The organism is Bradyrhizobium sp. SZCCHNS1050, from assembly GCF_032484785.1.
In the GTDB taxonomy this organism is placed as follows: domain Bacteria; phylum Pseudomonadota; class Alphaproteobacteria; order Rhizobiales; family Xanthobacteraceae; genus Bradyrhizobium.
The window spans coordinates 75,591-98,812 of sequence record NZ_JAUETR010000003.1 but is presented as its reverse complement, the minus strand read 5'-3'; the positions used below and the strand labels follow the sequence as shown (position 1 = coordinate 98,812).

The 23,222-nt window shown below is 68.0% G+C and carries 4 protein-coding genes (1 of these 4 only partly in view); all 4 read right to left on the bottom strand.

The annotated features are described in order from the left end of the window. Positions 1 to 98 precede the first annotated feature (98 nt). Tightly spaced (at most 7 nt apart), the 4 genes in view from QX094_RS32330 to QX094_RS32315 form a layout consistent with a single transcriptional unit that may run on beyond the window. Positions 99 to 1,832 (bottom strand): cyclic peptide export ABC transporter, encoded by a 1,734-nt coding sequence (locus QX094_RS32330; RefSeq protein WP_316175869.1) that lies wholly within the window; start codon positions 1,830 to 1,832, stop codon positions 99 to 101. Then, positions 1,829 to 2,812 (bottom strand): alpha/beta hydrolase, encoded by a 984-nt coding sequence (locus QX094_RS32325; protein WP_316164880.1) that lies wholly within the window; start codon positions 2,810 to 2,812, stop codon positions 1,829 to 1,831. Before QX094_RS32325 ends, QX094_RS32330 begins: the two co-directional genes overlap by 4 nt. Positions 2,813 to 2,819: 7 nt before the next feature. After that, entirely contained in the window at positions 2,820 to 19,226 is a 16,407-nt protein-coding gene (locus QX094_RS32320; protein ID WP_316188457.1) for a non-ribosomal peptide synthase/polyketide synthase, read from the bottom strand. Further along, positions 19,219 to 23,222 carry the 3' portion of a non-ribosomal peptide synthetase gene (locus QX094_RS32315; protein WP_316188456.1) on the bottom strand. 2,587 nt of this gene lie beyond the right edge of the window, so 4,004 of the gene's 6,591 nt are visible here — the last part of the coding sequence; its start codon lies beyond the right edge, outside the window; the stop codon is at positions 19,219 to 19,221. Before QX094_RS32315 ends, QX094_RS32320 begins: the two co-directional genes overlap by 8 nt.

The following is a 23,222-nucleotide window of genomic DNA, read 5'->3' as shown; positions in this document are numbered from 1 at the left end:
CCATCTCTGTCCACTCCCGCTCAGGATGTAGATCGGCCGGCACGACGAAGACAACAAAGTCTGTAGCGCTGTCTTTAGATTAACTACAAAGATGCGGCTCACGGATTCGATGCTCCAAGCGACGGAGCGGGCTCCTGCATAACGGTCGTGAGCGTGCGTGGCCTTTGTGCCGGCTCGCGGCGTTCAGCGGCGTCGCTGGCGTCAATCCGACCGTCGCGCAGGCGCACGATCCGATCGGCGCAGTGGAAGTAGCGATCGTCGTGTGAGATCACGATGATCGTCTTGCCCAGACGTTTGAGGTCGGCGAGCAGCTCGGTGTAGAAGATTTGACGGAACGCCGGGTCCTGATCGGCCGCCCATTCGTCGAACACCAGCACCGGGCGTCCCTCGATCCAGGCATTGATCAGGGCGAGCCGCTTGCGCTGGCCCGTCGACAGGTCGGTGGTTGAGAATGCGCCGCCATCGATCGAGACCTTGTGGGCGAGCTCGAGACGGTCGAGATAGCGCTGCGCGAGCTCCGGCCGCTGACTGCTCTGCTGCGCCAAGGTGTCGAACAGGAAATAGTCCGAGAATATTGTGGTGAAGAGCTGCCGATAGTCGTCGCGGGTCTCGTTGACGACCGGGCTGCCGTCGCGCAGCAGCACGCCGCGGTCGGGCACATAGAGGCCGAGCAGCAGCTTGATCAGCGTCGTCTTGCCGCTGCCGTTTTCACCGACGATGAAGACGATCTCGCCGCGGCGAATGCGAAGGTCGATCGGTCCGATGGTGAAGGGGCGTTCGGACGACGACGCCGGGAAGGCGTAGGAGACGCCGCGCAGTTCGATCGATTCGATCTGGTCGGCGGTTCGATCCTGCGGATCATCGAGCAGGCCCGCCTCTGCGGCGGTGAAACGGTCCGACAGCTCGGCGATCCGGCGCATCGCGACCTGCGCGCGGCCGAGCGACGGCAGCATGCCGATCAACTGGTCGATCGGTCCGCGCATGAACAGCAGCACCAGAACGAAGCCGCTGGACACCGAGGCCGGGCTGTCGGGCCACAGCAGTGGACGCAGCACCAGAGCGGTCCCGATCACCAGGAACAGGAGAACCGTCCCGAGCGCACGCGCCGTCACGAGCAGATTGATGGCCTTGATCTGCACGTTGCCGATCCGGTCGACCGTCCGCCCGATCAGATCGACATGGACGTGGCGCCGGCGCGGGCGATGCAGGCGCAACTCCTTGGCGCCTTCGGAGATCGCGCGGTAATGCTTCTGCAGGTCGTCTTCGTATTGGCGCGCGAGAGTGAAGCCCATCATTCCGCGCTTGCGGGCGAGATAATGGACGAACGACCCGAGCGCGATCAAGGCTGCCGTGACCAGGAACAGCGGCCACGATAGCACCGCCAAGTAGATCAGGCAGCCGGCGACGATGACGCCCGACACCAGGAAGGCCGGAAAGAAGAACGCGAAATCGCTGATGGCGTCGACATCCTTGGTCAAGACCGGGATGAGGCGGTGCGACCGATAGGATTCGAGCTGGTCGATCGGCGCCATCAGTATCTTGGCGGCCAGCGACTTGCGCAACGAGGCCACGATCCGCTGGCCGACGACATTCGCGCTGATGTCAGAGCCGACCGACCCGATCACGATCAGAATGCAGAGACCCGCGAACGAGGCGACGAGGCCACCGACGTCGCCTGCCCCTGCGTAGAGGCCGCGGTTCACCACGGCGAGCAGGCCCGCAACGCTGGCGCCGCCGAGGAGACCGAGCAGAATGGCTGCGGCGAGCAGCAGCCAATAGGGCCGCAGCAGGCTTCCGACGCTGGCAACGCCTGGATTGGATGGCGTCATCATGGATTGCCGGCTCCCATTCGCGTGGCGAAGACAGCGGCGAGCTTGGCGCCGATGTCGGCGCGGGCGTGCAAAGCGTCCGGAACGACGTTGCCCATGCGCAGGAACTCGTGGATCATGCCGGGATAGACCTTCAGATCCACGGCGGCGCCGGCCGCGCGCAAGCGTGCGGCATAGGCCCTTCCCTCGTCCGCCAGCGGATCGAACTCGGGGAGCACGATCAGCGCGGGCGCGACGCGCGTGAGATCGGACGCGGCCAGCGGCGCAAATCGCCAGTCGTGGCGATCGGCGTCATGGCGGAGATAGTGGTCGAAGAACCAGTCCACGGTCTCGCGCTCAAGCAGATAACCCGAACCGTATTTCTCGTAGGAGTCCGAGACCTGCTGCGGGCTGAGCCCGGGATAGGCGAGGACCTGAAGGACAGGCTGCGGTAAGGCCCGGTCGTCGCGCGCGGCGATCGCCAGCGCCGCGGCCAGCGTGCCCCCCGCACTGTCGCCGCCGATCGCGACCCGCCGCGGGTCGAGGCCAAGTGCAGGCCCCTCGCGCCCGATCCAGGCGAGGGCATCGACGCAGTCCTCGAATGCCGTCGGAAACCGGTGCTCCGGCGCCAGCCGGTAGGCGATCGACAGCACTGCCGCGCCGCTGTCATCGGCAAGGCCCCGGCACAACGGCTGGTGCGAGTCGAGGCTGCCGACGACGAAGCCGCCGCCATGCATGTAGAGCAGCACGGGCATCGGATCGGCGACGTCCAACGGCCGCGCTGCATAGAGGCGCCCGGCGATCTCCGTCGCGTCGCGCATCGGCAGCGCAAGCTGCCTCTCGAAGGCGAGCGGCGGCGGATCGACATCCAGCAGCGGCGAGGAGGCGTCGAAATCGGCACGCGCCTGCGCTGGCGTCAGTTGCGGAAACGGAATGCGCGCGCCCGATTCCGTTCCGAGCTGGATCATCTCGAGCAGTGCCGCGATATCAGGATGAAGGCCCATGGTCACCTCATTCAGCCGGTTCCGGCTGCAGAGCCGGTGATGTCTGCGCCGCCTGGTCCGGCTCCAGCCACACGCCGAGCGCCGCCAGGAAGGATTCGTTGCCAAGGATCGAGAAGTGGTCGTCGCCGACCACGCCCAAATCTGCCGCCTGCGGCAGTCCCGCCGCGAGCCGATCGCGCTGTCGAAGCCGGCCGGAGGTCCACCAGCAGCCGGGCGCTGCAACGAGATCGGCCGGCCATTCGGCCGCCCGAGCCAGTTGCGCGAGGTGGCGCCCGACCCTGAAGGCCGAGACGATGTCGTCGACGCCGAGAAGACCGTCGCGCGGCTGCAGCGGCGCCGTGCCGATTGCATCGACGACCAGGCGCCGGATCACCTCGTCCGTCACCGGCGCATCGCCCGAACGAATCGCCGTCACCTGCGACGCAATGGCTGAAGGCTGCACGCCCGGCGCCGCGACCGACAGCAGCGCCAGCAAGTCGTCGGTCCAATGCCGCCCGGGCGACGGCTGCTCGTCACCATGCGGAACGAAGCTGTCGATCAGCGCCAGGCGCTCGACCCGCTCACCGCGCCGCTCAAGTTCGGCAGCAACCAGGCACGCGACCAGTCCGCCAAGCGACCAGCCAATCAGATGATAGGGTCCCTTGCTTTGCTTCCGCGCGATCTCATCAACATAGTCCACGGCCATTGCCGTCAGCGACTCGTCGGTGAAGGACGGTTCGATCAGCGTCCGGCACTGCAGTCCGATCAGTTGCCTCCGTCCCTCCAGACGCCGCGCCAGCGGCGCGTAGTCGAACACCGTGCCGAAGCCGCCGTGAAGACAGAACACCGGCGGCGTGCCATCGATCGGCGAACTCAGGGGCAGCAGCGCCGACGGCCGCATGGATGATGCTGCGGGCGTGCCGAGCAAGGCGCGAATGGTCGGCTTCTGGAGAAGATCCCGCAGCTTGATCTCGCCATCGAGGATCGGGGCACGGCGAAGGCGCGCGATCACATTGAGGCTCAGGATCGAGTTGCCGCCGAGCTCGAAGAAGTTGTCGGTGACGCCGACTTGCGCAACACCGAGGATCTCCGCCCACAGCTTCGCCATCGCGACCTCGGCGGGACTTTCCGGGGCGATGAACGCGCGCCCGGCTGCGATATCAGGTGCGGGCAACGCCTTGCGATCGACCTTGCCGCTCGACAGCGTCGGCAGACGCTCGAGCACGATGATGCGGGATGGAATCATGTAGGCCGGCAAAGTCCGGCGCAGCGCGGCAGTCAGCGTTGCAGACAGCCGCTCGGCCGCAGCTGCGGCGGCGTCGCCTGGCGCCCGTGGCGCCACATAGGCCACGAGCTGATTTCCTCCCGCACCCACCACGGCGAGCACGGCAGCCTGCGCGACCGCTGGGTCGCTCAGCAGAGCCGATTGGATTTCGCCAAGCTCGATCCGGAAGCCGCTGACCTTGACCTGATCGTCGCTGCGTCCGAGATATTCGATCGTGCCGCTCGCATCCCATCGCGCAAGGTCGCCGGTGCGGTAGAGGCGTGCGCCCTCGTCCGCCGAAAATGGATCCGGCACGAAGCGTTCCGCCGTCATGCCTGGCTTGGCGTGGTACCCGCGCGCAAGCCCGAACCCGCCGATGTAGAGCTCGCCGGCTGCGCCTGCCGGAACGAGATTCAGCGAGCCATCGAGGATGTAGGCGGTGCGGCGGCCGACGGGAATCCCGATCGGCGCATAGGCCTTGTCGCACGCCGTGTTGCCGTCGACCTTCCACACGAGCGGTGTCACGACGGTCTCGGTCGGTCCATAGCCGTTGATCAGGATTTGCGGCTTCAGCGTCCGCCTGACCTTGTCGAAGCCGGCCTTGGGCATCGCCTCGCCGCCGAACGAATACAGCCTAACGGGCGGCGGATTGCCAGCCTGCTCCACCCACTCTGCGACCTGCTGCAGATAGGCCGGCGGCAGGCCGATATGCGTGATCCGCTGCGCATGAAGCTCGGCGACGGTCTGTTCGGGCGTCCACAGCTCCGCATCGCGCATGACCAGCCGAGCGCCCTGCGACAGCACCGTGAGCCACCGTTCATGCGCGCCGTCGAAGGCCAGCGACAGGAAATGCAGCTCGCTTGCGTGCTCGTCGAGCTCGTAGAGCGCAGCGGTCGCTCGGCAATGCATCGCCAGCGGTCCATGCGCGACGGCGACGCCTTTCGGCCGCCCGGTCGAACCGGACGTGTAGATCACATAAGCGAGACTCTCCGGATGCAGGCGTGGATCCGGCGCATGGTTCGGACCGCTGGCGAAATCGAACGAGGCCAGATCGATCGCCTGAACGCCTTCGATAACAGAGATGTCACGCGCGCCGGACAGCAGCATCCTCATCCCGGAATCGCGCATCACATGAGCAACGCGGTCCGGCGGCAGCTCGGGATCGAGCGGGACATAGGCTCCGCCCGCCTTCAGCACGGCAAGCAGCGCGGCCATCGTCGCTTCATTGCGCTCGACGACGACGCCGACGCGCTGGTCGGGCCCGAGCCCGGCCTCGACGAGGTGGTGCGCGATCCGGTTGGCGCGACGATCGAGCTCACCGTAGGACAGGTTCCGGCCGCCGATCGTCAGGGCGACACGTTCCGGATCGCGCTTTGCATGATCGCGGATCATCTCGTGGACGAGTGGACGCATCGCGGCAAACGCCGCTCGGCCATTGCAGGCATCAGCGCGCTGCACATCCTGAGCGGTGGACGCATCGATCGCGCCAAGCCTGGCTTCCGGACCTCGTAGCATGGCCGCGAGCAGATGTTCGAATTGCGCCCTCACCTGCTCCGCCTGTTCCGGCGTGAAGTGGCTCGGCATATAGGTGAATTCGACCTGCAGCGTATCCTCAACCATGACGGACAGGTCCATCGGATAGTTCGTGACGTCGACGTTGCGCAGCTCGCCGAATTGAAGCGAGCCGTCCCCCTGCAGCAGGCCTCGGTCGACGGGATAGTTCTCGAACACGATGATGCTGTCGAACATGGTCTCGCCGGCACGCCCGGCCCAGCTCTGGATGTCGTAGAGCGGCGTCTGCTCGAAGTTGCGCATCGCCGCGTTGCGGTCCTGCATGGCGCGCAGCCAGTCACCGACCGTTGCGGCCGGCGAAGGCGTCTCGATCACGGGCAGCGTATTGATGAACAGGCCGATCATCTGCTCGGCCCCGTCGAGACCAGCCGGACGGCCGGCGACGGTGACTCCAAATGTAACGGTCTGCTGGCCGGTGTAGCGTTGCAGCAGCAGCGCCCAGACGCCCTGGATGAGCGTGTTCAGGGTGATGCGCTCGTGCCGGGCGAACGCCTTCAATGCCGCGGTCGCATCCTTGTCGAGCCGGGTGTAGCAGCGCCGGTGTCCGTGCGCGTCGTAGCGCCGCGCGCCGAAGGCATCGGCCAGTTGCGTCGGCTGGTCGAAGGCCGTGAGTTGTCCTCGCCAGAAGCGCTCGGCGGCCTGCGCGTCCTGGGCCAGCAGCCAGGCAACATAATCGCGATAGTGCGCCGAAAGAGCCGGGAGCGCCCGCCCGGCATAGCACCCTAGGATTTCGCCGATGAAGCGGGCCGAGCTCCAGCCATCCATCAGGATATGATGGTAGGTCCAGATCAGGCGATGACGATCGTGGTCGAGCTGCAACAAGCGGACACGCTGCAGTGGCGGCACCGCGAGATCGAACTCGGCATCACGCTCCGCGGCCAGCGCTGACGACAGCCGCGCCTCATCGACAGCTTGCCCACACCAGTCTTCCGTTGCGAACGGCACACTGGCCGCGCGATGGACGGCCTGCAGCGGTGCGCCGGACAGCTCGCGCCAGAGAAATCCGGTACGCAGCATCGGATGACAGGCAGAGACCTCCTGCCACGCGGTGCGCAGCCGCTCGACGTCCAGCCCGCGGATCTCGACGCTGACTTGGTTGACATAGACGCCACTTCCGGCATCGCGCAGGCTATGGAACAGCATGCCCTGCTGCATCGGCGAGAGCGGGTAGACGTCCTCGATGCGGTCCCAGTCGACACCGAGCCGCGCGAGCTCCTCGCTCGTCAGCCCGGACAATGCGCCGCGCGCGCGAGTGATTGCGGGCTGGTCGTTCCGCGCCGCCACGCAGGCCGGCGCGAGCAGCTCGATCGTCTGCAGCCGGAACACGTCTCTCGGCTCCAGCTCGAGACCAGCCCGGCGTGCGCGACTGACCATCTGCAGCGAGATGATCGAGTCGCCGCCGAGCTCGAAGAAATTGTCGGTGACGCCGACGTCCGGCTGGTGCAGCAGCTCGGCCCAGATCGCAGCAAGTGCGGCCTCGGTCGGATTGCGTGGCGCGACGCGCTGTCCCTGCCCAAGCCGCGTATCGGGCAACGGCAACGCCTTGCGATCGATCTTGCCGTTCGGTGTCAGCGGCAGCCGCGGCAGCACCATCACGCGCGACGGCACCATGTAGTCCGGCAGCGTTGACGCGAGAGTCGCGCGCAGCTCGGCTCCGTCGAGCGCATCGTCGCCGCTGACATAGCCGACGAGCTGCCGGCCGCCGCCGAGCTCTTGCGCCACCACGACGCTGTCGCGCACGCCGGTCTGCGTGCGCAGCCGCGCCTCGATCTCGCCGAGCTCGATGCGGTGGCCGCGGATCTTCACCTGATGGTCGGCACGGCCGACATAGTCGAGCAAACCGTCGGCGCGCCACCGCGCCAGATCGCCGGTGCGGTACAGCCGCGCACCGGGATCGCCGAATGGATCGGGAATGAAGCGCTCGGCGCTGAGCGCCGCTCGCCGCCAATAGCCGCGGGCCAGGCCCTCGCCGCCGATGAAGAGCTCGCCTGTCACGCCGACGGGGGCGGGTTTGAGATTGCCGTCGAGCACATGCAGCGTGGTGCTGCCGATCGGGCCGCCCAGGACGGGTGCGGGATCGCGTGCGTCGAGCCGATGGCGCGCCGACCACACCGTGGTTTCGGTCGGCCCGAACAGGTTCCAGGCCTCGCCTCCGAGCGCGAGCAGCCGAAGCGCCAGGTCGGGCGCCAGCGCCTCGCCGCCGCTCAGCAAGCGGCAGCCTTGAGGCAGCCAGCCGCGCGCACCATCGTCATGATCGAGCAGCATGCGCCAGCTCGACGGCGTGGCCTGGATCATGGTCACGCCATGACGGGCGACGATCGCCTTCAATCTCGCCGGATCATGGGCCGAGGCGCGATCCGCCAGCACGATCCGCGCGCCATGAATGAGCGGTAGCCAGAGCTCAAGCACCGCGATGTCGAATGACAGCGAGGTCAAAGCGAGCACGCGGTCATCGCGCGCGATGCCCGGTTGCTCAGCCATCGTCGCCAGGAAATTCGTCACGGCGCCATGGCGCACCATCACGCCCTTGGGAAGGCCGGTGGAACCGGAGGTGTAGATGACGTAAGCCAGGTTGTCTGGATGGATGGCGACGTCGAGATTGCCGACGCCGACCGAATCTTCTCCAAACTCCTCGTCCAGCAGCCAGGCCTGGGCGTGGCCGTCCGCCAGCACAGGCGCGAGCTGGTCGTGGAGCGTCGCCTGCGTCAGCAGCAGCTTCGCGCCGCTGTCGGACAGCATGTGCGCGAGACGCTCGGCCGGATAGTCCGGATCGAGCGGCAGATAGGCTCCGCCCGCCTTGAGCACCGCGAGCAGCGCCACCATCATCGTGACACTGCGCTCCAGCGCCAGTCCCACCACCACATCGGGACCGACGCCGTGCTCCCTGAGCCTATGGCCCAGCCGGTTCGCGCGCGCATTCAGCGCTCCGTAACTGATCGTCTCCTCATTGTGCACGAGCGCAATCGCATCGGGCGCGCGCCCTGCTTGGGCCTCGAACTGAGCGACGACACCCGGCGCTATCACGGCCCCGGCCGTTGCGTTGACCCGCGCCAGCAGCGCGATGTCCGCGGGATCATCAGCCGCAAGGCAGCCGACCGCCTGCTCGGCATCGCCAGTGATGGCCGCGAGCAGTTGCACGAACGCCCTCTGCAGCCGCCGAATCTGGGCTTCGTCGAAATGTTGCTGCTGGAAATTGAACACCAGCCGCAGCTCTGCTTCGAGACCGACGCTCACGAACAGCGGGTAGTTGCTCGTTTCGAGGATCCTCGTCCGGCTGACGCTCACGCGGCCGTCTCGGGTCTTCAAGGCTTCGTCCACCGGATAGTTCTCGAACACCAGGATGCTGTCGAACAGCGGACGCCCTGCCTGACCCGCGATCCGCTGAATGTCGGCCAGCGGCATCCAGCCATGATCCCGCAGGGCGAGATTGCGATCCTGCAGGTCGCGCAGCCACGCACCAACCCGCCGCTGCGGATCCTCGGCATCGACCACGGGCAAGGTGTTGATGAACAGGCCGACCATCTCCTCGGCGCCAGCGAGCCCAGCGGGCCGGTCCGACACCGTCACGCCGAAGCAGACCGTATCCTGCCCGGTGAACCGACGGAGCAATTGCGCCCATGCCGCCTGCACCACCGTATTCAGCGTTACCCGTTCGCGGGTCGCGAAGCGTTGCAGCCGCTCGCTGAGATCGGCGTCCACCGCCATGGTGAGCGAGCCATGGCCGACGCGAGCGTCGACCGCAGGCCGCGACAGCAGGCTCGGCTCGTCGAGGCGGGCCAACGCCGCTCGCCAGAACTCGGCCGCAGCACCGTGGTCCTGCGCCTGCAGCCATGCGATGTAGTCGCGGTAGCGCGGCGGCTGTCCTTGCAGCGCCCCCTGCCCCTCGTGCTGCATCACCTCGGCGATGAATCGGGCCGAGCTCCAGCCGTCCATCAGAATGTGATGATGAGTCCAGATCAGCCAATGCCGGTCGTCGGCGATCCGGATCAGCCTTACGCGCTGCAGCGGCGGCCGCGAGAGATCGAAGCCGTCGGCGCGCTCGCGGTCTGCCGCCGCCATGAGCGCAGCATCCAAAGCGGCCGGAGCGAGCTGCGCCGCACGTTCCCGCCAATCTTCCGCGACGAAGGGAACGTCGGCACTGCGATGGACGACCTGCTGCGGTGGTCCCGGCAATTCACGCCACAGGAAACCGGTGCGAAGCACGGTATGGCGATTGCTGACCGCCTGCCACGCGGCTTGCAGCTTGCCGGCGTCGAGACCGCGGGTCTCGGCGGCAACCTGGTTGACGTAGACCCCGGTGCCGTCGTCGTGCAACGCGTGGAACAGCATGCCCTGCTGCATCGGCGACAGCGGATAGATGTCCTCGACCTCGCGCCAATCCAGCGCCAGCGCATCGAGCTCGGCCTGGCTCAGCTTCGACAACGGCACATCGGACGGCGTCACGCCATGGACGCCGCTCGTGCAGTGATCGACCAGCTCACGCAGCGCCGCCTCAAAACAGTCCGCCAGGCGCGCAATCGTTTCGCGGCGTTGACGCTTCCCGCTGAAGCCGAACGACAGCTCCAGACGACCGTCGAGCACCCTCGCATTGATCGCGATATGGTGGCGCAACGGGCTCGATGCGGCGCGCGACGGGCCGGCGCTCTCGGGCGCGATCGAGAACAGCGCCGTCTCGTCCGCGCTGCCATCGACCTGTCCGAGATAATTGAACCCGATGCGCGGCTGCACGCCCGTCGTCAGCGCCGCGCGCTGGGCATCAGAACCCAGGTAGCGCAGGACACCGTAGCCAAGTCCCCGGCTGGGGACGGACCGCAGCATCTCCTTGGTCGCCTTGATCAGCACCGCGGGCGGCTGCGATCCAGCCGCCAGTCGTACCGGGAACGCGGTCGTGAACCAGCCGATGGTTCGCGACAGGTCGAGCCCGCCGCCGAGATCCTCGCGGCCGTGACCCTCGAGTTCGATCGCCATGATCTCCCGGCCCGACCACAGCCACAGCGCACGCGCGAGCGCCGACAGCAGCAGATCATTGACCTGGGTTCTGTACGCCCCGTGCGCCGTGCCCAGCAGACGCGCGGTCAGCTCAGCGTCGATCGCGAGCGGCACGTCGTCGGCGTCTGCAATCGTATCCCGATCCGCATGATCGAAATCGCACGGCACGTCCTCCGTCTGCCGGAGACCGGACCAATGATCCCACTCTGCAGCCGGCACATCCGAGGCCGCGTGCGCGCGCAGCGCTGCGCCCCATTGGGCATAGGCGTGCGTCTTGGGCGGCAGCGTCGCCTCTTGTCTACGCATGAGCTGCTCATAGGCAGCCGCGAGATCCTCCAGCAGCACACGCCACGACACGCCGTCGGTCACGAGGTGATGAATCACGATCAGGAGGCGCTGCCCGCCCTCCGGCAGATCGATGCCGACCAGCCGCACCAGACGTCCCTCCGCGAGCGAAAGGCTCGCCTGGACCTCAGCGGCGAGCGCGGTGACCGCCTCGCCATCGGCCAGCTCGCACGACCGAAACAGGTCGGAGACCGCCGGCGCCGGCCCGTGCTCGGCGCGCCAGATGCCGTCGATGCGTTCGAAGCGCAGTCTCAGCGCATCGTGATGAGTGACGACGGCCACTGCCGCGCGCTGCAGCACGTCCCAGTCGAGCCGCTGCTGCGGCCGCAGCAGCAAGGCCTGGTTCCAGTGATCGGGCGCCTCCAGCTCCTGCTCGAAGAAACGGAGCTGAATCGGCAGCAACGGGAGTGGCCCGGAGACGAGACCCTGCTCCGCCGTCGTCTCCAACCGGACGACCTGCCGCGCGTCGCGCGCCAGGGCTTCCAGCGTCTGATGCTTGAAGACGTCTCGTGGCTCGATCAGAAGGCCGGCCCGCCGCGCACGACTGACCATCTGCAGCGAGATGATCGAATCGCCGCCGAGCTCGAAGAAATTGTCGGTCATGCCGACATCGGGCTGATGCAGCAGCTCGGCCCAGATGGTTGCCAACGCAGCCTCGGCCGTCGTCCGCGGCGCAATCCGCATCGTTGCAGCGGGCGCCTCCGGCGCGGGCAGCGCGTTGCGATCGACCTTGCCATTCACCATCAGCGGCAGGCGGTCGAGGACCACGATCCGCGCCGGCACCATGTAGTCCGGCAACGTCGCGGACAACGCGTCGCGCAGCACCTCGCCATCGAGCGTGCCGTCACCGCAGACATAGCCGACCAGTTGCCGGCCAGCCCCGAACTCCCTCGCGATGACGACGGCCGCAGTGACCGATGGCTGCTGCAGCAGCCGCGCCTCGATCTCGCCGAGCTCGATGCGGAAGCCGCGAACCTTCACCTGGTGATCGGCCCGGCCGACATAGTCGATGGCGCCGTCGCTGCGCCAGCGCGCCAGATCGCCGCTTCGATAGAGCCGCGCGCCGGGAGGTCCGAAAGGATCGGGAATGAAGCGCTCGGCCGTCAGCGCCGCGCGCCCGAGATAGCCGCGCGCCAGCCCGTCTCCGCCGATATGGAGCTCGCCCGTCGTGCCCTCGGCGACCGGATTGAGGTCGGTGTCGAGAATGCGCAGGATCGTGCCTGGAATCGGAAAGCCGATCGGCACGCGCGCCCCGCTCGCCGCGCGGCAGTTCCAGAAGCTGGCATTGATCAGCGCTTCGGTGGGCCCATAGCGGTTGTCGAACCGGATTGCTGGGAATACCGCGTAGACTTGGTCCTTCAGCGGGACCGGCAGGGCCTCGCCACCGGAGAACAGCCGCTTCAAGCTCACGCATCGGCGAGCCTCCGGCTCAGCCACGAATTGCGCGAGCATCTGCGGCACGAAATGCAGCGTGGTCACACCATGCGCAGTGACCGCATCGACCAGCCGCTTCGGCTCGCGATGGGCCCCCGGCGCCGCGATCGCAAGCCGCGCACCGACCGTCAACGGCCACAGGATTTCCCACACCGCGACGTCGAAGCTGAACGGCGTCTTCTGCAACAGGGTTTCGCCGGGATCGAGCCCGTACTCCCGCTGCATCCAGGCGAGCCGCGCTGCCAGCGCGCCACGCGTGCAGGCCACGCCCTTCGGCACGCCGGTCGAGCCGGACGTGTAGATCACAAAGGCGAGGCTCTCGGCGTGGGTCGGACTCTGGAGATCCGAGCTGCCGGTGTCCGTGTCCTGCGAGGCGCGTCTGTCGCCGACGGCGATCAACTCGGCGCCCGCCCCTGCCGTGATCTCCATCAGCCGATCACGCAACTGCGGCTGCGTCAGCACCAGCCGCGCGCCGCTGTCGCCCAGCATCGCCGCGAGCCGCTGGCTGGGATAATCCGGATCGAGCGGCAGGTAGCCGGCCCCGGCCTTCAGAACGGCCAACACAGCCACGACCAGGTCGGCGCTGCGCTCGAATGCCAAGCCGACCGGAGCATCCAGAGCGACGCCGGCCTGCATGATCTGTCGCGCCAGGCGGTTCGCCTGCGCATTCAGTTCCGCGTAGCTGATCCCCTCCTGATCGGAGATCACGGCCATGGCCGCAGGCGCCCGTGCGACCTGCTGTTCGATCTGCGTCACGACGTCGACGAAGCCGTCTTTCACCGTCGGCGCGGTGGGTCCCGAGCTCCAGCCGAGCACCCGTTGCAAAGCGGCGGCGTCCAAGCCATGCAGCTCCGCGACCGGGCGGCTGCTGTCGTCGGCGATGCGCCCGAGCAGACAGGCGAACGCCGCCTGTATCCGCTCGATCTGCACCTGGTCGAACCGGCTGCGATCGTAACGGAAGCCGAGCCGGATGCCGGCGTCGGTCACGAACACCGCGACCGTCAGCGCATAGTTGGTGATCGAGATCTGCTCGGCGCGGCTGGCGCGCGGCCCCCCGCCGGCCTGATCGCGCAGCGCCGCGTCGACCGGATAGTTCTCGAACACGAAGATGGTGTCGAACAGCGGCCGGCCGGCGCGGCCGGCAAGGCGCTGGATCTCGTGGAGCGGCATCCAGCCCTGCTCGCGCAGGTCGACGTTGCGATCCTGCAGGCTGCGCAGCCACTCGCCGACCGGCGTTTGAGGTCTCGCGTCCTCGAGCGCGGGCACGGTGTTGATGAACAGGCCGACCGCCTCTTCCACGCCTGCGATCTCGGGCGGCCGGCCGGAGATCGTGGCGCCGAAGCAGACGACATCCTGGCCGGTCAGGCGTCGCAGCAGCTGGCCCCACGCCCCCTGCAGAAGCGTGTTCAACGTCACCCGCTCGCGCCGTGCCACGACCTGCAGCCGCTCGGTCTTCACCGCATCGATCACGAGATCGATCGCGGCATGGCCGTCGGCAGGTGCGGCCGGCCCGCCCAGCGCATCGGCCAGCAGGCTCGGCTCGCCGACCGTCGAGAGCGAGCGCGACCAGAACATGCTCGACGCCTCTCGATCCTGCCGCTGCAGCCAGGCAATGTAATCGCGATAGCGGCCGCGCGGTGCGCCCAGCGATGCGCCGCCGACATGCTGCATGATCTCGCCGATGAGCCTTGCTGCGCTCCAGCCGTCGAGCAGGATGTGATGATGGGTCCAGATCAGGCGGAAAACGCCGCCGTCGAGATCGATGAGACGGACCCGCTGCAGCGGCAGCCGTGACAGGTCGAAACCGGCGCGCCATTCGGCTGCCGCCACCTCGGCCAGCGCCGCGTCACGCGCGGCCTGATCCATCGAGTCCACACGGTCGCGCCAATCCTCTTCGACGAAGGGGACAGGAGCCTGCCGATGGACGATCTGCTGCGGTGCGCCCGATAATTCTTTCCACACGAACGCGGTCCGCAGCACCGCGTGTCTAGCCGTCACCGCCTGCCACGCCGCGCGCAAGCGCGCCGCATCGGCGCCGCTGACGTCGACGGCGATCTGACTGACATAGTTGCCGCTGTCGCCGTCGCGCAGCGCGTGGAACAGCATGCCCTGCTGCATCGGTGACAGCGGATAGATATCCTCGATATCGCGCCAATCGCGCGAGGCTCCGAGCAGGTCGAGCTCCGGCTGGCTGAGGCCTGACAGCGGAACGTCCGACGGCGTGAGGCCGTATACGCCGCTCGTGCAATGCGCGAGGAGTTCGCGCAGCGCCGCGGAATAGCACGCGGCCAGCCGCTCGATCGTCGCGCGGCGATAGCGTCGGCGGCCGAAGCTGAATGTCAGCCTCAGCTGGCCGTCGAGCACCTGGCCGTTGATGCTGAGCCAGCGGCCAAGCGGTGCGCCGGCGCTGCGTGACGGACCCGCGCCTTCCGGCGCGAGCGCGAAGGCAGGGTCAGGGCCGGCGCCGAACTGGCCGAGATAGTTGAACACGATCCGCGGCTCGGCGCCGCCCGCCAGGGCGGCGCGCTGCTCAGGGCTGCCGCAGTAGCGCAGCACGCCATAGCCGAGCCCACGCGCCGGGATGGCCCTTAGTTCCTCCTTGATCGACTTGATGAGCGTGGCATCGTCGCTCGCGCCACCGGAGAGGCGAAGCGGAAATGCGGTCGTGAACCAGCCGACCGTGCGCGACAGGTCGATGCCTTCGAACAGATCCTCACGGCCATGGCCTTCGAGCTCGACCAGGCATTCATCGAGTCCGCACCAGCGGTTGACGGCGCGGGCCAGCGCCGCCAACAGCAGATCATTGACCTGGGTCCTGTAGGCAGCGGGTGCCTGCTTGAGCAGCTGCCCGGTCATGTCGGCATCGAACGACACGGCGACGTCTTCGCCATCGGCGACGCGGTCGGTCTCATCGTGATCGTCGTCGCATGGCAGGCCGCCGGCGGCACTGCGCTGTCTCCAATAGTCGAGCTGATCGGCCAGCTCCTCGCTCGCCGCGTAGTCTTCAAGCCTCCTGCTCCACGACGCCATGGACTGGCTCTTGGGGGGCAACGCAATCGCAACCGCGCCCTGCGCCGCCTGTCGATGCGCCGACATGATGTCTTCGAGCAGCACACGCCAGGATACGCCGTCGACGACGAGGTGATGCACGACGATGAGAAGCCTCTGGCTGCCGTCCGCGACGTCCATGCCGACGAAGCGCAGCAACGGCCCCTGCAGGGACAGGCTTGCCTGCGCGGCGGCGGCAACCGAGGTGATCTCCGCCGCATCCTGAACAGCGCGGGTCCAGAGCAGATCGGCGCTCGCCGGCATCGCGCCATATCTCGCGTGCCACGCGCCGTCGCTCTGGAGGAATTGCAGTCGCAGGGACTCGTGATGCGCCACCACGGCCTCGACCGCCGGCGCCAACACCCGCCAGTCGAGCCGTGCCGACGGCACCAGCATCAACGCCTGATTCCAGTGATGCCGTTCGCCGGCGTCCTCGGCAAAGAAGCGGCGCTGGATCGGCAACAGCGGCACCGGATCGCCATCGCGCGCGAGCGGCTCGGCGGAGACGACCGCCGCCCGATCGCGGCGCGCGACCCGCGCCAGCCCTTGCAGCGTCTGATGCCGGAACAGGTCGCGCGGCTCGATGGCAAGCCCGCGCTGGCGCGCACGTCCGACCACCTGCAATGAAATGATGGAATCGCCGCCGAGCTCGAAGAAGTTGTCGGTCAGCCCGACCCGCGAATGGCCGAGCAATTCAGCCCAGATCGCCGCCAGCTCCAGTTCAGCCGGGGATTGCGGTGCGACGTAGTCGGCCTCAGCAGACAACTGCTCGGGCGCCGGCAAGGCGTCGCGATCGACCTTGCCATGCGCCGTGAGCGGCATCCGCGACATCAGTACGATGCGCGCCGGAACCATGTAGTCCGGCAGTTCCTCGGACAACGCCGCGCGCAGCCCGGTCTCGTCGAGGCCATCCTCGCCGCAGGCGTAGCCGATGAGCTGCTGGCGTCCGCCGATCTCGCGTGCCACCACCACCGCCGACTGAACACCCGCCTGCCGCGTCAGCCGCGCCTCGACCTCGCCCGGCTCGATGCGGAAGCCGCGGATCTTGAGCTGGTGGTCGGACCGGCCGACATAGTCGATGACGCCATCGGCGCGCCAGCGCGCCAGATCGCCGGTGCGATACAGCCGCGTGCCCGGTGCGCCGAACGGATCGGGGATGAAGCGCTCCGCCGTCAACGCCGGCCGATTCCAATAGCCGGCCGCGAGCCCCTCGCCGCCGATATGAAGCTCGCCGGTGACGCCGACCGGAACGATGTTGAGATCGCCGTCGAGAACATAGGCCGAGCGCCGGCCGACCGGGCGGCCGATCGGCGCATAGGCGCAGTCGATCTCGGCATCGACGTCGACCTTCCAGACCAGCGGCGTGACCACTGTCTCCGTCGGACCATAGCCGTTGATCAGCTTGCGCGGCCGCAGCGCCTGCCTGACCTTGTCGAAGCCCGATTTGGGCATGGCCTCGCCGCCGAACGAATACAACGACACGGGCGGCGGATCGCCGCGCCACGCCGCGAAGTCGGCGAGTTGCTGCAGATAGGCCGGCGGAAAGCCGGCATTGGTCACGCGCTCCGCGCCCATCACGTCGAGCGTCTTCTCCGCCGACCAGAGATCGGCGTCACGCATCACCAAGGTCGCGCCGCAGCTCAGCGCGGTCCACAACCGCTCATGCGCGCCGTCGAAGGTGAAGGAGAGGAAGTGCAGCTCGCGCGACTGCCGGTCCATCTCGTAGAGACCGGCGGTGGCGTCGCAATGCATCGCGAACGGTCCATGCGCGACCGCGACGCCCTTCGGCACGCCGGTGGAGCCGGACGTATAGATCACGTAGGCGAGGCTCGAGGGATGGACATCGACCGCCGGGTCGCTCTCCGTCGTCTCAGCCGCCATCGCGCCGAGATCGACGACCGCGATGCCCGGCATCGGCGGCCATTGCGATCGTCCCGCCGCATCGACCAGCACGACGCGCGCGCCGGCATCCCGAACGGTGGCGGCGAGCCGCGCCGGCGGATGATCGGGATCGAGCGGCAGATAGGCCGCGCCGGCCTTCAGGACGGCAACAAGACTTGCGACGAGATCGGGCGAGCGCTGCATCGAGAGCCCGACGAGCTCGCCGGGTCGCACGTCGAGCGCCAACAGATGCTGCGCGATGGCATTGGCGCGGCGATCGAGCGCCTGATAGCTGATCGTCTCGGCCCCGAACACCAGGGCTGTCACGCCCGGCCTCTCCTTTGCGTGCCGCGCGAGCATCCGGTGCACCGGCTGGAACCCCGCGAGTGCGGGCGCGCAGGCATTCCACTGCCTGACGTCGTCGCGCTGCCGGTCCGACAACAGCTCCAGCGCCGCGATCCGCTGCATGGGATCCGCGACCGTTTCCCGCAGGATCGTCAGCCAATGCCCGGCGAGCCGTGCGATGGTCGATCGGTCGAACAGCGCGGTGGCAAAGGAGAACAGCGCCGAGACGTCTCCCGACGGCGCTTCCTCGCTATCGAGCGCGAGGTCGAATTTCACCGTCTCGATCTCTGCCGCGATCGTCTCGATCTGCAGTTCGGACGCAGCCGGCGCATGTGCCGCCTCGCGCCGATGCTGATGGTTGTAGAGCACCTGGAACAGGGGCGTCTGGCTCTGGCTGCGCTGCGGCTGCAGCACGTCCAGCAGCCGCTCGAACGGAAGATCCCGGTGATCCTGGGCCTCGAGCGAGGCCTCGCGCAGGGCGTGAATGACGTCGGCGATCGTGCTCCGGCTGTCGATGCGCGTGCGCAGCACCTGGGTGTTGACCAGCAGCCCGATCAGCCGCCGCGTTTCCGACCGGTCGCGATTGGCGAGCGGAACGCCGACGCAGATGTCGCCCTGCCCACTGTAACGATAGAGCACCAGCTTCAGCGCCGCGAGCAGCACGACGAACAGCGTCGTGTGATGCTGTCGGGCGAGCCCGCGCAGACGATCGGAAAGCTCGGCGCCGAGCGACTGGCGTATGGCATCGCCGGATTGGTCGGTCTGGGCCGATCGGGGGCGATCGAACGGCAGTTGTAGCATGGCCGTGTCGTGCAGCCGGTCGGTCCAGTACCGGAGTTGCCGCTCCTCCTCGACGGCACCGAGCCGCAGTCGCTGCCAGGCGGCGAAATCGGCGTAGTCGATCTCGAGCGCCGGCAGTGAGGCGGTCTCGCCGCGGACGGCAGCGCGATAGAGCTGCCAGAACTCCTCGGTGAGAACCTGCATCGACCAGCCATCGGCGACGATGTGGTGCAGCGTGACCGAGAGGATATGCTCGTGCTCGCCGAGCCCGAGCAGCGCCGCGCGCAGCAGCGGTCCGGATTCGAGATCGAACGGCAGCGCCGCTTCCTCACGCAGCAGCCGGCGCGCCTGCTGCTCGCGATCGTCGCCCGCAATCTCGATACGGCGAAGCGCGACCGGCGCCGGCTTGCCTACGATCTGCTCCGGCTCGCCGCCGTCCTGCCGGAACGTGGTGCGGAGCGCGGCATGGCGCATGACGAGTCCGTCGAGCGCCTTGTGGAGCGCAGCGGCGTCGAGACGACCCCGCAGGCGGATCGCGACCGGCATGTTGTAGGCGGAGCCGCCCGGATCCATCCGCCACAGGAACCAGAGGCGGGCCTGCGCGAACGACAACGGCGCGCGCTGCAGATGCTGGCGCGCGATCGGCAAAATCGACAGATCGATGCCCTTGGCCGCCAACTGCGTGAGGAAGGCGCGCTGCTTCGGCGCATCGAGACGCGCCAACCGGCGCGCGATCTCGCTGAGCTGCTGGGTCTGAAGTCCCGACTGATCATTCATTGGCGAACTCGACTTCCTCAAGCAGATCGAACATGGCGGCGATGTCGTCGCTGCGCCTGCTCGTCGGCGGTTCCGCGGCGAGCGCGGACGCCATGGCCTCGACCGTGGTCAGCTCGAACAACCGCTTCAGCGGCAGCTCCCGCGCAAGATCGCGCTTGATGCGGCCGACGAGCTGGACGGCCACCAGCGAGTCGCCGCCGAGCTCGAAGAAGTTGTCGGTGACGCCGACCTCCGGCCTGTGCAGCAGCTCGGCCCAGATCGTCGCGAGCGCCGCCTCGGTCGGATTGCGCGGGCCGACTCGGTGCGCCCCCGGCGGCTTCGCGTCCGGCCGCGGCAGCGCCTTGCGGTCGATCTTGCCGTTCGGGTTCAGCGGCAGTTCCGGCAGCACGATCACGCGCGACGGCACCATGTAGTCCGGCAGCGCCGTTGCGAGCGCGGCGCGGAGGTCACTGCCATCGAGCGATGCCTCGCCGCTGACATAACCGACCAACTGACGGCCGCCGCCGAGCTCCTGCGCGACGACGACGCTGTCGCGCACGCCCGGCAGCTCCCGCAGCCGCACCTCGATCTCGCCGAGCTCGATCCGATGTCCGCGGATCTTCACCTGATGATCGGCGCGGCCGACATAGTCGAGCACACCGTCGGCTCGCCAGCGCGCGAGGTCGCCGGTCCGGTACAGCCGCGCACCGTCGCTGCCGAACGGATCCGGAATGAAGCGCTCGGCACTCAGCGCAACGCGTTTCCAATAGCCGCGCGCGAGTCCGTCACCGCCGATGAAGAGCTCGCCGGTGACGCCGACCGGCGCCAGGTTGAGTTCGCCGTCGAGCACGTACAGCCGGGTGTTGCCGATCGGGCTGCCGAGCAACGGCACCGGATTCGTCGCATCGAGGCGGCGACGCGCCGACCATACCGTGGTCTCGGTCGGCCCATACAGGTTCCAGACCTCGCTGCTCAGCGCGCTGAGCCGCCGCGCCAGATCCGAGGCCAGCGCCTCCCCGCCGCACAGCAGGCGGCAGCCTTTCGGAAGCCATGGAGCGGTTTCGCTGGTATTGGCCGCATCGTGATCGAGCAGCATGCGCCAGCTCGACGGCGTCGCCTGGATCATGGTCACGCCGTGCCGTGCGACCAGCGCCTTGAGCGCCGCCGGATCATGGGCCGCGGCGCGGTCGGCGAGCACGATCCGGGCGCCATGGGCCAGCGGCAGCCACAGCTCCAGCACGGCGATGTCGAAGGACAACGAGGTCAGCGCCAGCACGCGGTCGTCGGCCGCGATGCCCGGCTGTTCGGCCATCGTCGCCAGGAAGTTCGTCACCGCGGCGTGGCGCACCATCACGCCCTTGGGGAGCCCGGTCGAGCCGGAGGTGTAGATGACGTAGGCGAGGTTCTCGGGGTGCACGTCGACGGAAAGATTGTCGGTCTGGCCGAGGCCATCGCCGGCCGCCACGTCGAGCAGCCAGGTCTCCACCTCGCTCCGGTCCAGCGCCGGCGCGAACCGGTCGTGCAGCGTCGCCTGTGTCAACAGCAGCTTGGCACCGCTGTCGTTCAGCATGTGCGTGAGACGCTCGGACGGATAGTCCGGATCGAGCGGCAGATAGGCCGCGCCAGCCTTGAGCACCGCGAGCAGCGCCACCATCATCGTGACGCCGCGCTCCAGCGCCAGCCCGACCACCACATCCGGCCCGACGCCGCGATCCCGGAGCCGCCGCGCCAGCCGGTTCGCCCGCGCATTGAGCGCACCGTAGCTGATCATCTCCTGCCCATGCACCAGTGCGACCGCATCGGGAGCTCGCGCCGCATGGACCTCGAACTGCCGGTGCACGCAGAGCGCATTTGCATCGTTGGTCGCCGTCGCGTTCCAGGCCTGCGGCAGCCGCGCGCGATCTTCGTCCGGAACGACGTCGATCCTGCGCACCGGCGTATGCGGCGCCGCTTCCAGCGCCAGCGCCAGCTGCTCGAGCGAGTGCTGCATCATCGCGCCGACCCGCTCGGGCGCGACCGGCGCCACGGCCTGGACCGTCAGGTGAAGCCCATGGCCGTCGTCGTCTACCGCCAGCATCAGCGGATAGTTGGTGCGCTCCTCGCCACCGAGCCATTCGACGCCTTGCAGGGACTCTGCATCTGTCCGCGCATCCTGCCTCCGGCCGTGCCGATAGTTCAGGATCGCGGAGAACAGCGGCGTCGGCGGCGCGACGCCGCTGCAGCGCTGGGCCATTGCCAGCGAGGCATGCTCATGCGCCATCAGCTCCGCCAGCCGCCCATGCGCTGCGCGAACGCTGTCCTCAACCGACGTGCCGTCGAGATCGAGCCGCAACGGCAGCGTGTTGATGAACAGGCCCAGGCTGCGGCCGGTATCGTGGCCGGCCTGCATGCGGCCGAGCAGCACGGTGCCGAACACGACCTGATCACGTCCGCTGCTGCGCGCCAGCACCTGGCCCCAGGCGACATGACAGAGGCTGGCGAGGCTCGCGCCAAGGCGCCGCGCCTGCGCGCGCAGCCGCGCGTCGAGCGTAGCCGGCACGGGCAGCCTCGCCTCGCTCGCGCCGTCGCCGTTGCTGCGCACCTCCATCAATCCGAATGGTGCCGTCGGCGCATCGATGTCGGCGAGCATGCTGCGGAAGAAGCGCTGCTGCGCATCCTGCCCGCCGGCCTTGCGGGTCTCGGCCACGAGGTTACGGAACGGAATCGGTGGAGGGAGAGCGCTGCGGCGGCCCGCCAGGATCAGTTGCACTTCCTCGTGCAGCGCCTGCAGAGTGGTATGGTCGCCGACCATGTGATGCAGCAGGACCAGCAGCAGCAGGCGATCATTTCGTGGGTCGCGGGCGACAATGAGACGCAGCAATGGCGCCTGGGTCAGGTCGAGCCGGCAGGACCTCGGATCGAAGCGGCGCGCCAGCTCGACCTGGGCCGGCTCGTTGCCTTCGAGCTCAACTTCGGTGACGCTTAGCGGTGCCTGGCGCCAGACCACCTGCGCCGGCACCGACAGCCCATCCCAGAGGAACGACGTCCGCAGGACGTCATGCCGGTCGATCACGTCCTGAACGGCCGCAAGATAGCGATCCAGCAGATCACGGCCCGCAAATGCCATCTGCGCGACCAGCACGTAGGGGTCGCCCTCGGTCGCGAGCAGATGATGGAACAGGATTCCCTCCTGCAACGGCGACAGCGCGTAGATGTCCTGGACGTTGGCGACGCCGCCCGGCACACGGCCCACCACGCGGTCGATCTCGCCCTGGCTCAGCGCGATCAGCGGCAGCATGTCCGGCGTGATGACCGGGCTCTGCGCCGTGATCGGGTTGTCAGGAATTGCGGTCTCCTCGCTTTGCCGCAGGCTGGCCGCGAGATCGCGCAGCACCGGCTTGGCGAACACCATCTGCGCATCGATCGTCAGCGCATGGCGCTTCAGCCGGTCCAGCATGCGGACGACGAGCAGCGAATGGCCGCCGAGCTCGAAGAAATGATCGTTGCGACCGACGCGCTCGATGCCCAGCAGCTCGCGCCAGATAGCAGCGAGGACCTGCTCGATCTCGCCGTGGGGCGGATCATAGGCGCCACGGCCGAACGCCTCGTCGTCCGGCGCCGGCAGCGCCTGCCGGTCGACCTTGCCGTTGGGTGTCAGCGGAAACGCATCGAGGCGAACGATCGCCGAGGGAACCATGTAGTCCGGAAGACACGCCTGCAAATGCGTGCGCAGGCGCGCAGCCCATGCGCTGGGATCACCTGCATCGTCCGCCGGCACCACATAGGCGACGAGCGTGAGATCGCCCTGCGCATCGCGCCGCGCCAGCACCGCCGAGTCCCGCACTCCGGCCTGCGCATTCAGCCGATGCTCGATCTCGCCGAGCTCGATGCGGAAGCCGCGGATCTTCACCTGATGGTCGTTGCGGCCCAGGAATTCGATGTTGCCGTCGGCGAGATGGCGGCCGAGGTCACCGGTTCGATACATCCGCGCGTCGGACGACAGCCCGAACGGATCCACGGCAAAGCGCTGCGCCGACA

Coding starts and splice junctions, on each gene's coding strand:
- QX094_RS32320 (WP_316188457.1), bottom strand. CDS start 19,226: ATGAATGATCAGTCGGGACTTCAGACCCAGCAGCTCAGCGAGATCGCG.
- QX094_RS32325 (WP_316164880.1), bottom strand. CDS start 2,812: ATGGGCCTTCATCCTGATATCGCGGCACTGCTCGAGATGATCCAGCTC.
- QX094_RS32330 (WP_316175869.1), bottom strand. CDS start 1,832: ATGATGACGCCATCCAATCCAGGCGTTGCCAGCGTCGGAAGCCTGCTG.